11 protein-coding genes are annotated in these 11,045 nt (G+C 68.7%); 1 reads left to right on the top strand and 10 read right to left on the bottom strand.

The window, feature by feature from the left end; genetic code table 11:
- Positions 1-27: 27 nt before the first annotated feature.
- The 10 genes from OG371_RS36810 to OG371_RS36765 all read right to left on the bottom strand — a co-directional run bounded on the left by OG371_RS36810 (position 28) and on the right by OG371_RS36765 (position 9,276).
- Positions 28-1,152, bottom strand: coding sequence for a C40 family peptidase (locus OG371_RS36810; RefSeq protein ID WP_329060476.1), 1,125 nt, complete (start codon positions 1,150-1,152; stop codon positions 28-30).
- Between the two features lie 3 nt (positions 1,153-1,155).
- Positions 1,156-1,956 (bottom strand): hypothetical protein, encoded by an 801-nt coding sequence (locus OG371_RS36805; RefSeq protein WP_329060474.1) that lies wholly within the window; start codon positions 1,954-1,956, stop codon positions 1,156-1,158.
- Positions 1,957-2,084: 128 nt separating this feature from the next.
- The gene (locus OG371_RS36800) at positions 2,085-2,261 is read right to left on the bottom strand and encodes a hypothetical protein (protein WP_329060472.1); all 177 of its coding nucleotides are present in this window, start codon (positions 2,259-2,261) and stop codon (positions 2,085-2,087) included.
- A 43-nt stretch (positions 2,262-2,304) separates the two neighbouring features.
- Positions 2,305-2,817: a hypothetical protein gene (locus OG371_RS36795; RefSeq protein ID WP_329060470.1), complete on the bottom strand. Its 513-nt coding sequence runs from the start codon at positions 2,815-2,817 to the stop codon at positions 2,305-2,307.
- On the bottom strand, positions 2,810-4,171 hold the full coding sequence (locus OG371_RS36790; RefSeq protein ID WP_329060468.1) for an ATP-binding protein: 1,362 nt from the start codon (positions 4,169-4,171) through the stop codon (positions 2,810-2,812). Before OG371_RS36790 ends, OG371_RS36795 begins: the two co-directional genes overlap by 8 nt.
- A gap of 167 nt (positions 4,172-4,338) precedes the next feature.
- The gene (locus OG371_RS36785) at positions 4,339-5,829 is read right to left on the bottom strand and encodes an SCO6880 family protein (RefSeq protein WP_329060466.1); all 1,491 of its coding nucleotides are present in this window, start codon (positions 5,827-5,829) and stop codon (positions 4,339-4,341) included.
- A complete protein-coding gene (locus OG371_RS36780; protein WP_329060464.1) occupies positions 5,826-7,172 on the bottom strand; it encodes a hypothetical protein in 1,347 nt (448 codons plus the stop codon). Before OG371_RS36780 ends, OG371_RS36785 begins: the two co-directional genes overlap by 4 nt.
- The gene (locus OG371_RS36775) at positions 7,169-7,978 is read right to left on the bottom strand and encodes a hypothetical protein (protein WP_329060461.1); all 810 of its coding nucleotides are present in this window, start codon (positions 7,976-7,978) and stop codon (positions 7,169-7,171) included. The genes OG371_RS36780 and OG371_RS36775 overlap by 4 nt, the downstream gene beginning before the upstream one ends.
- Entirely contained in the window at positions 7,975-8,283 is a 309-nt protein-coding gene (locus OG371_RS36770; protein WP_329060459.1) for a hypothetical protein, read from the bottom strand. The genes OG371_RS36775 and OG371_RS36770 overlap by 4 nt, the downstream gene beginning before the upstream one ends.
- Before the next feature lie 102 nt (positions 8,284-8,385).
- Complete coding sequence (locus OG371_RS36765) at positions 8,386-9,276, bottom strand: hypothetical protein (protein ID WP_329060456.1); 891 nt, start codon at positions 9,274-9,276, stop codon at positions 8,386-8,388.
- Positions 9,277-9,465: 189 nt separating this feature from the next.
- On the opposite strand from OG371_RS36765, the gene OG371_RS36760 reads away from it, so the two are divergent.
- A complete protein-coding gene (locus OG371_RS36760) occupies positions 9,466-10,107 on the top strand; it encodes a hypothetical protein (RefSeq protein WP_329060454.1) in 642 nt (213 codons plus the stop codon).
- The last annotated feature ends 938 nt before the right edge of the window (positions 10,108-11,045 follow it).

The following is an 11,045-nucleotide window of genomic DNA, read 5'->3' as shown; positions in this document are numbered from 1 at the left end:
ACGGCGCCAGCCACCGAATGGTGATCGTCATGGCGGGCTCCCTCCAGGTGACGGGGAGGGCGTGCTGGGGTCGGCGATCCGCCGGATCGCCACGATGTGGCCGCTCCAGCCGGCTAAGGGCTCGAGGATGATCCCGTGCTTCTCGTCGTAGGCGTCGACGATCACATCGTGGCCGGCGTACATGCCGACGTGCCGCGGAACGGCCGCGGTGCCGAGCGCTCCGGCGGTGAATAACAGATCTCCCGGCTGGGCGTGCGCAACGTCGGGGACGGCGTGCCCGGCGTGGATCTGGCTCACGGTGCCGGCGGGAATGGCGACGCCCGCCGCCGCCCAGGCGGCGAGCATCAGCCCGGAGCAGTCATAGGAGTGCGGGCCTTTCCCGCCCCACACGTAGGGCTTTCCCAGCTGCGCCAACGCGAACGACACTGCGGTGGCCTGGCGCGGGTCCGCCGGGAGCGTGAACCCGGGCGGGAGCTGGTGCGGGTCGAACCCGCCGGGCGGCAGGGGGAGGTCGGAGGCGCCGTGGTCCGGGCAGCTCGGGGTCGCCGCGACCGGCTCGGTACCACCTGCCGGTGGCGGCGTCGGGTTGTCGGGACCGGTCCAGAACTTCGTGACGATGTCGGCGGCTTGTTGTTCGCGAGGTGCGTAGCGTTCGGGAAAGCCGCTGCGCTGCACGGCTTGTTCGGCGGCACCGGGTCGCATCGTGGCCCAGCCGGGGATCACGATGAGGTGGTCGAGGAAGCTGTTCGTAGCGTGGACCGGGTCGAGGATCTGCGCGCGGGTCCCCCAGCCCTGGGACGGGCGTTGCTGGAATACGCCGAGGGAGTCCCGGTCGCCGTAGTCGAGGTTGCGCAGCCCGGACTCGACCAGCCCGGTCGCGACGGCCAGGACCGCGGCCCGCCGCGGCAGGACCCGTTGGCGGACCACGTCGACGATGGTGCGGGCGATGTCCATCGCGTCCGCGTCCAGCACGCTCCGGTCGATCTGCTGGGTGCCGCCGCCGGGGCCGCCGTCGGAGCAGCCGAGCAGCAGCGTCCCGGTGGTGGCTTGCGATGCGGCGACGGCCGCCGCGCCGAGCACGCCCGCCGGCGGGCCTACCAAGGCGACGGCGGCCGCGGCGATGGCGACCAGGTTGGTGCTGGGGCGGGACACGGTTCAGGTCCCCAGTCCTAAGTGGATCCCGTTCTCGTCGGCGGGCGGGTCCTCGGTCCACCAGCTGTCCGACTCATTGCCGGCTCCTTGGCCAGCTGTCAGCGTTTCTTCGTGATCGGAGGAAAGCTCGTCGTCCAGGCCCTCGATGCGTTCGTCACGATCGGAAGTCAGGCCGTGCGAATCCGGGCCGCTCTCGGTCAGGGCCCTGTCAAGATCGAGCTGGGAGCTCACGCTGTGGGGGCGGCCGTCGATGCGGATCGGGCTCAGCAGATGTTCGGGGTAGGGCTCGCCGGGCGAGCCCCAGGGCAGGACGAGTTCCTGATCGGCGCGGCGGTACGTCTCGATGTGGCCCCGCTCTGCTATGTGGACGTGGCTGGCGGTCCAGCCGTACTCGGCGAGGACGGGGTCGACGTCGTCCTGGGTCAGGGTCGTGATGAATCCGAAGGGGGTGTAGAGAGCTCCCCGGGTCTGCTCAGTGCGCCGCCGACCTTCGTCCATCTGGGTCTCGGTGCGCAAATCGGTGCCCATAGCGGTGTTCGCGACACGGCTGATGGTCAGCAGCTCGCCCAGATCGTCGGGAATCTCGGCATAAGGCCGAACAGCGCCGATGACGGAGCTGGGTTGGGTGATCTCGGCGATGTCGCCGCCGAGGTCAACAGTTCGACGTTCTTCACCGTCGTCGTCGTTTCCGTCGATGACGTGGGCGTAGTAGGTGTGCAGGACGTTGTCCCAGCCGACGTAGATCTCGCGGGCGGGGAACATGGTCGAGTTGTGGGGTTGCAGGCGGAACCGGCTGTCAGCCATGGCTGTGGTCCTCTCCGTCGCGGGTGTGCCGGGCCGCCGGTGGACGCCGGAGTTGGGCGTTGGTGGCGAACGGGAGCTTTCCGCACGGCGGGTTCATCCCGCGCGCCGTCGTGTTCGGGTCGGCATTGTCAGTACCCGAGGATCTGGCCGTGATCCTCGGCCTCGGCTAGACGATCGTCTTCGGCTCGCTGTTCTTCCTCGATGCGCTGCTCGCGTTCGCGGTCCTCGAGTTCTCTTCGCACCTCGCCTCCGCGCTCATCTGCTGCCTCTTGTCGAATCGACTGTTCTTCCTCGTAGTAGTCCATCGCTAATCTCCCTCGCATCGGTCGGCGGATTCCCGCCGTACCGCTAGGTCCCGAGTCCTGAGTGGAAAACCTGGTCGTCAGCGGGCGGGTCTTCGAACCACGTTTCGTCCGCCGTAGTGTCCACATCGTTGCCTAACAATTCGGCGTTTTCCTGTGTCTGGTCGGCGGCGTGGGTGAGTCCGGCGCCCCTGCCTTCAGGTCCGTACAACCGGTTCAGCTCAGACTCGAGAGAGCGTTCACGTTGATATATTCGGGCATCTGGCCGCAAGTCCGTGTAGGTCTGCGTCGTCGAGACGCGGCTGACGTTGAGCAATTCGCCAAGTTCGTCCGGAATCTGGGCGTACGGCCGAACTGCGGCGATGACTCCTCCGGGGTTGGTGACTTCGCCGATCGCATTGCCGACGTCGACAGTCAGGCGGTCCTCCCCGTGTTCGTCCGTTCCGTTGAAAACCTGGGCGAAGTAGGTTTGCAACGGCTCGTCCCAGCCGACATACACCTCCTGTTCGAGGTGCCAGAAGGTGGACAGCGGTTGCAAGCGGATACGGCTGCTAGCCATGACGTCCCTCACGTGTTCCAGTAACATTCCTCGGGCGGAGTTGTGCGTTGGTGTCGAAGAGCCGTTTTTCGAAGCTGGACAGCACGGTTTGAACGACGTGGGCTGGATGGTTCTCGGTTTTCCAGAGCGCACGTCCGCGGCGTTCGTTGACCGATCCGGCGAGGCGCTGCTGCTCCGGCACGGTCAGGGCGAGGGCGGCGGCAAGTTCGTCGGCGACCCGGGTCGACTGTCCGAACAGGACGCGAGTCGAGCAGAGGGCGATGAGGTCCTTGGCGATCGCGACGGCCTGGGAACCGGTGGCGCCGACCGACAGGAGGTCGGAAAGCTTGTGCAGGACCAGGATTTGGATGGTTTGCTCCAGCCGGGAGAGGCGGAGCTCGGCGTCGATGGTGGCGACCGCGCGGGTTCCGAGGCGCAGCTGGCGCCACACTTCGTCGCGGACGACGATACGAATCTGCCCGTCACTGCGCAGATCCGTAGCCAGTGACGACCATGCGCCCAGGCACGTGAGGGCGACGGCGACGGCGGTGTCACCGCGGGACCGCAACCGAGACAGATCCATGCTCTGCACGGGGGCGTTCCAGTCGAGGGCGACGTTGGTCGCGGCGTCGAAGAGTCCGGCCAACGGTCCCGAGATCAGGTTGGCGAGCGCGTCGGTGATCGCGCGCAGCTGGTCAAGGAACTGGCGACGGTCGGCGTAACGCAGGCCTCGCCACAGCTGCTCGTCCGGGTCGGCAAGCCCACGATGCACGTCGGGGATGGTGATCGGCCGCAGCCGGCTCGCGCCGTCGGTGGCTCCGACCAGGCGGTGCAGGACCGCGGCGATAGCAGCTTCGTCGGTAACGGTCGGGGCGTAGCCCTGGGACTCGGCCAGCGCGGCGAGCAGTTGTCCCCACCGGCCGAGAACACCGTCGAGTTCCGCGCGCTGCCGGGCAGCAGCCCAGGAGTTCCAGTGCGCGGTCAGGGGACCGAGGTCGAGGGCATTGATACGGGCGCTGAAGCCGGCGCCGAGCATGATCGGTGTCACGCCGAGCTGCCGGACGACCGGGGTGTATTCGCCTTTCACATCGCCGCTGATCAAGGTGCGAACGCCGAACCTCAGCATGCGAAACAGGAACGCGACGACAGTCGAGGACTTTCCGCGGCCGGGCTCTCCAAAGAGGACGATGTTGGGGTTGGTCGCGTAGCCGCCACCCAGGACCCATTCGACCGGGTGGCAGTAGAACGCGCCACCAGAGCTGACGTCGTAGCCCATCCGGGCGCCGGCGGCCGGGAGCGGGCTGGCGGTCAGCAGCGGGAACAGACCGCCGATCTCGTGGGTGCTGGCCTGGTAGACCGCCAGGGGCGCCCGCACCGGAGACCAGCCCTGCCCGGGCCTGGCGCGCCCGCGGGGAGGAGCGACCGGACGGTTGATCCGCTCTCGCCGTCGCGGCACGAGGTCCGTGGCCGGGGCGTCGAGACGTGGTGTGGCGCCGAAGGTACGCAGCAGTTCCGCGGCGTCGCGCTCGTGAGGTCGGGGGCTCACAGTCCGGCTCCGCGCAGTTTCGGCAGGCCGATCCCGACCGGCAGCACGGCGGTCACGAACCCGGAGTCCTGGGCCAGGTCCATGCGCAGCAGCTGGAACCGTCCGGCGATGTCGTTCTCCATCCGCGCCGCGTGGTCCTCGACCGCCCACTCCGCCGGCACCGACACCGCCGCAGCGACGGCGAACCGCACCAGGCCGTGCCCGGCGGCGACCGCGTTTTCCTGCGCGCGGGCGCCGGAGGCAGAACGGGTGTCCGCGGCGGTGCCATTGAATCCCTTGGAGCGTTTGACATCCCGCACGACTCCGACGCGGAAACGGCCTGCGCGTACAACACGTCGGGCACGGCGCGGTGACAGGGTTTCGTAGTGGATCGCCAGGGATCGTCGTTCGCCGGCGGTGCGTACGGCGAGCAGTCCACCGAGCGAGCCGAACAGGGTTCCGGCCTCGGGCATCAGGACCGCGTAGGACACGGTGGCGAACCCGTCGTGCTGGTACACCCGCGCGGTCGGTGACGGCGCCCGGCCCGGACCGGCCGCAGCCCACGGAACACCGGCGCGCCGGGCCGCGAGGCTGGCAGCGGTCGCCGGGTTGAACCCGGTCCGGATCGCTTCGGCCAGGCCGCCACCGGAGAGCCACGTGATGCGCTGCGCGCCCAGTGCACGGAGTTTGTCCTCGAGCCCGTCCAGGACGCGGTACAGCACCACGGCCCGTCCGTCGACGCCGCCGCCGGCTGCCGCGGCCGGGCGGCGCAGGGCGTCCTCGGGACCGGTGAAGGTGACGAATACTTCGTGCCGCACCGATACCGCCCCGACGGTGCGGTCCAGTTCCCGGGCCGCGCGGCGGACAGCCGCGGGTACGTCCGGGGCTTCATGGGACGCGCACCAGGCGGCGTACTCGACGCCGGTGTCCGGGACCGTGCGGACCACCAGCGACATGCGGTCGATGACCTCACTGTGTGCCAGCGTCGCGAGCAGGTTCCCCAACCGGTTCGCCAGCTGCTGGCATTGGGCCTCCGACAGCATCCCGACCCCGGAGTGCACGAGTTTCGCGGTGGCTCCCCAGCGGCCCTCGGCGGTGTCGTGGATCAGGCAGATCCGGCCGAGGTCGCGCATCGGTGGTCCTTCGGGGAACCGCAGCCGTGTCAGGGTGCCGGGCAGGTCCGGCTGTGCCGGGTCGACGGCGTGGCCTGCGGAGGCCTTTGACTGCCAGCGGGACCAGCCCAGCGCGATCCCGACCTGGAACAGCAGCAGGTGCGCCAGCCAGCGGGCCGCGGGACGCCCGCGTACGGGCACGACGACCAGTGCGATAGCGGGTCCGCACCCGGCCGCGGCCGCGAGAGCGCCGGTGAAGTCGCCGGCGGAGAGGATGGCGACGACCGGCAGCGCGAGCAGGACGCAGGCGGCAGCCTGCCCGGGCTGCACACCCAGCAGCCAGCCGGCGTGCTCACGGCGCGCGAGGCCGGTATACACGCGGGGACCGGTACTCACGGGACCACCGCCGTCTCCACGGCCGGGCCCGAGTCGTCGTCACCCTCGGGTCCGGGCGGGCTGCCTGGGCCGGGCCCGGGATCCGCGGACGGTGGCCGGGTGTCGTCGTCGGGGGGTTCGGGTAGCGGCGGCGTGTCGTCGGGTGGGTCTTCACCGGCCGCGGGCCCGGCGGGGTCCTCGGCTGCGGGGTCCTGCCCTGGCGCGTCATCGGGCTCTGGCGCCGCGGGCTCCGGCTCGCCGAAGTCGTCGGGGATGTCGGTGTCGTCATCGGGGGCGTCGTCGCTGAACCGATCGAGGTTGGCCTGCTCCTGATCGTCGTTGGCACCGGCGTCGTCGTCTCCGTCCTCACCGCCACCCGTGAGCTTCTTCTTGATGCGGTCCTTGACGCTGTCCAGCGCGTTTCCCCCGACTTCGCCCGGAACGCTGTCCGAGCCGTAACCGTGGGCGCCCACATCGGCCAGCGAGTCGCGCAGCGCGCCACCGGCCTCCGTGCGGGGATCGACGAACGCGAACAGCTTGAACAGCACAAACGGCGTCCACAGCGAGATCAGCAGGATCATGACGCCCGAAAGCAGCCCGAAGAAGCCCTGGGCGCCGCCTTCGACCGCGACGCCGATGACGATCACCAGCGCGATCCCGGGTTTGGTGAAAACCAGCGCCAGGATGATCCGGCTGCCCTTCCAGAACCAGCCCGCGGTCGCACCGGCGAGCAGCCCAGCCGCCAGCAGCGGCACCGTGGCGACCACGACGTAGATGGACGCCTGCCGCAGCACCATCTCGAACCCGAGACCGAACGCGGCCGGGAACGCACCGGTGATACCGAACAGCCCGAGCACGATCGCTTTGATCGTGTCCGAGACGCCGTCGGGGAAATTCAGTCCGTGCAGAGCGTCGGCGAATTTGTCCGAGTGCAGCCCGTATTGTAGGACCGCGGTCGTCACCCCGTCCGCGGCGGCCAGGAAGGCCGCGACGATCCCGACCGTCACCGACAGCGCCACGCCGTACTGGATCGGACCGGAAATCAGCCGGACGAAACCACGCCCACCACGCAGGACCGTGACGATCAGCTGCCAGAAGAACAGCCCCATCGCCAGTGCGCCGCTGATCCACACCATCAACGGCCACAGCACCGAGACCGGGCCGTCCGTCGTCGACACCGTGAACACCGACATCCAGTCGATGAACTCCAGCACGTTGCGCAGCACGAACAAGGCGCCGGTCCAGATGCCGAGCATGATGGAGTCGAAGACGCTCTGCGTCGCCACCGTCAGCCCCTGTTTGGCAGCCTCACCCGCGCTGTCGCCGAGCTGGCCGAGCAGCTTCAGCCAATCGAGCGGGTTCACCGAGGACTCCCGGAAAGGGCGCGGTAGCCGGCGCTGACCGCCTCCGTGGTTCCCGGCCACGCCGAGGAGGCGTACGCCGCGCGGGGTCCGTCGCTGATCCGCCAGCCCCCGGCGGTCCACCGCATGGCTTGGCAGTCGCCGATCCCCAGCGTCGTGCCGTAGCCATGGACGTCGGTCGAGAGCTGCCCCAGCACGCACACCACCGCGAAGCCGCCGTCGTCCGTCGTGCCCTTGACCAGTCCGTGCGTGACCTCGTAGCGCACCGACAGCCCCGCGGTGGCCTCGCCGGCGGCGACCCCGGTCGCCCGCCGGAAGCGGGACAGCACCGTGTACAGCCCGGAACCTGCAACGTCCGGGGCACCCGGCAGCGCGAGATCGGCGTAGGCGCGGCCGTAGGTGTCCGGATCACCGCCCGCGACACCGGTCTGGTCGAGCGCGGCGAGTTGCGCGAGCGCACCCTCAGGGCTTTGAGGAAACGCCGTCGGTATCCACTGTCCGGCCTGTGTGGACGGTGCGGGGACGGTGATCGCCGGCCCTGCCTCGCGGGTGGTCAAGTCATGCGGCTGAGCCGCCTCGGCCGGCAGCCACAGCATCAGCCGGGTCGCCAGCGCGCGCTCTGCCGCGGCATCCCCGCTCGCCTGGGGCGCCGGAGCCGGGTCCGGCACGGAGGGCGTCGTTGGCGGCGTCGTGCGGTAGTGCCCGACGATCACGGCGGCGACGAGACCGGCCACACCGAGCAGCACCAGTGCGGCCGTGGACAGCCGGGCCCGGGCGCGGCGGGCGCGGCGGTCTGGCGCGGCCGTCACTGCGGGGCCGCCGCGAAGCCGTTGATGATGGTCCACCCCAGCCCGTAGAGCAGGGCACCGCCGATGGAGCACAGCATCATGACCAGGCCGACCTTCCCGGCCCGGTGGTGATCAACCCACCGCCCGCCGGCCCACACGATCAACCCGATGAAAAACCCGATGATCAACGCGATACCGGCGCCCCACTTCGCGTTCCCGACCAGTCCGAGAATCCGATCGGCTCCCGGCGGCGCCGAAGGCGGCACATCCGGAATCACGGGGGCCGGGGCCTGAGCCAGCCATTCCCCTAGCATGTGCGCGAGCATCGCGACTCCCCTGGCCACGCCTGGCCCGAGCCAGGCAGCGAAGCGGGGAAGGCTTCAAGCACTACGTCCACAAAGGACTACGATTGGCGTCGGTGGAACCGTTCAGCTCGGCGTGGGCTCGCCAGCGTCGAGCCTGGCTCGCCGGATCCGCCATCGCGATCGATCACGCGTCTCAGTGGTCTCGACCGGTCCGCCGGGCGACGGTCCCAGAATCTGATCAAGCAGACCCTTCAGCGGATCACGCAGGCCTGGCGGAGTGACCGAGGCAGTCACGCCCTCGACGGCCAGTCCGGAGTCGTGCGGCAGGAAGACCGTGGTCGGTATCAGCGCCTGCACCCGCGCCCCGGCACTGGCCGCGACCTGAGCCGGCCACTTCCGGACCCCGACAACGACGAGCCGACACGGCAGGGCGACGCTCCCCCGGCGTCCCCAATACTCGAGCCGGGCGAGGATCTGTTCTGCATGGATCACACCCGGCAGGCTCGGGCGAACGACCACAATCGGGTGTGTGCCCCCGCCGACCGGGGCCAGCCACGCCCCCGCGCCGGCCGCCGGGTTCGTGGCGATACTCCACGGATCGGACGCCAGATCCACGACAGTCGCCCGGACCCGATGCCCCGGCGGCAACCAGTACGGCGGCGGCGGGAGATCCGCGGCGTTCAACGTCGCCGACGTGGTCTCGGCCCGGGCCAGCAACGCCTGAGCCCGCCACGAATAGCGCATCCGACTACCAGGACGAGGCCCCGGCCGCGCAGGTCCCTCCGTCCGGGCAGCCCGGGCCAGACCAGAGCGGGCGCCGTCGGCGGTGTCGACCAGCAGCACCGCGCAGCCGCGGATCTGGGCCGCGTCCGCGAGCGCCGCGGCAACCGTCGTCGCTCCGGCACCCGGCGACGCAGCGAGCACCGGGACGACGATGCCGAGATTGCCCGACTGCATCAACGGCATCCGCACGGCACGTTCACCAGCGGAGACCCGCTCGCCGCGATCATTCACGCCGTCCACCTCCCCGAGCGCGATCCCCTCTCCGAGGGATCATTCGCGTCAAGACGTTGCCGGGGAAGGCAGTCAATGCCAGACTTGTATCATCACGTTGACATCTGTTCGTCAGGGTAGACGTCACAGCGGGTTTGTCAACCAGACCCGGGCAGCACGCAGACCGCGCAACACAAGGGGGCATCGGCGATGGCAGGGAAACCGGCGACACCTGCTCAGATCGACCAGGACACGCCCATCCCCCTCCGGTACGGCCGCGACCAGAAGGTCCTGACCGAGACGCTGCTCGCGCTCCCCACCTTCCCCGAACGACTGACCTATCTACTCGACGAACAATCCGATTTCTTCACCGTCAACGGCAACATCGTCGTGGACCCGGCCATGATCGACACACAGACCGAAGGGCTCACCCGCCACAGCGCCTCGGCCGCGTTCATCGCCGAGTGGGTACAGCACCACAGCAAGGCGACTTTCTCTCGCGCAGCGATCTCACAGCTCAAGAAGGGCCTGCGCCCGCCACCCCGCACGGCGATCGCGAACGCACTGGCCGAGTTCTGGCGCATCGACCCCCGGCTTCTCGACCCAGCCGTCCCCGCGGAACGCTTCGCCGACGCACCCGCCTCCGACGACACCGACATCCCACCCAGCGAACTCACCGGCGTCAGCGGCCGGATGTGGGAACTGATGAACCAGATCGGCCTCGAAAGCGTCCGACCCCGGGAAATCTCCAAACTCCTCGGCGCCACGACAGCAGAACACCAGATCGACTTCCTCGACGTCCTCGAGGCAATCCACAAGTACCAGCGCGACACACGCCCGACCAACAGCTGATCATCAATCGCCGGCGCCTCGAATCCGTCACTGCACGCGAACCGGCCTGCACCCGCGCCCCCACCCCGCCGACCTTCAGCGACTGCGAGCCAGACGGTCATCGCTACTCCGTTCCGCCGAAAAGCCAGCTGTGACGCCGTCCGCCGTAACTGAAGCACCAGGACTTCCGGGAGAGCTGCCCAGCTGGCAGTACCTACGCCTCTCGGCCCACCTGTTCGACGGATTCTGACCGCGCAGACTGATCATTGCTATGATCAATAGCCGTTCCGACTGCACCGGGGCCTTCTTCGCGGTCGAACCTGGCCGCACCTCCAGGCCGTTTCGCCCGTTGTTCCGAATACCTGAACCGCATCTTATCGTCGTCTTCAACAGACGAAGCACCGCCAACCCAGGAGGCGCTGGACAAGGCCCGATCGAGAACAAGCCCTGACTTCGGGGTTCTGTCGAGGCAAAATCAACCAGACATAGCTAAGAGCGCTGCCGGCACCATGGGAGCCCGTTGTAGTCGGCCACCCGTATCATGATCACTGCTCAATTGCAGCGCCGAATTAATCTATCAGATTGTCCCACGACACCCGACGCCCTACCTATCTAGCGACGTTTCGGAGCGCCTCGAAATCGTCGCGAGGTTCGCACGCACTTGGTGCAACACCCTGAGGTCCCTGCGGCCAAGCCCCTGAGGGTCATGGAAACTGTGGGCAGGAGGGCCAACCTCGGGTTCAGCATGACCGGAGTCTGTTCAATTGGAAACGTGCCGACCTCAAACCCCGTATCTTCGCCGACATACTCGGCGTCACGATCCATCCTGAAACCACCCAAGTGATAAAAGGTAACCGTAGGGTACTGCGCGGTCGCGGCGAAGCGCTAAGGGATCAGCGGTGAGCTTCAATATCGTCGAGGTGGGCCAGCCGCTCGGCGTTGCGCTCGCGAGCTGGATA

This window comes from Amycolatopsis sp. NBC_01480 (genome assembly GCF_036227205.1).
Classification (GTDB): Bacteria; Actinomycetota; Actinomycetes; order Mycobacteriales; family Pseudonocardiaceae; genus Amycolatopsis.
The sequence above is the reverse complement of the archived record's forward strand: the minus strand, read 5'-3'. Positions and strand labels throughout refer to the sequence as shown.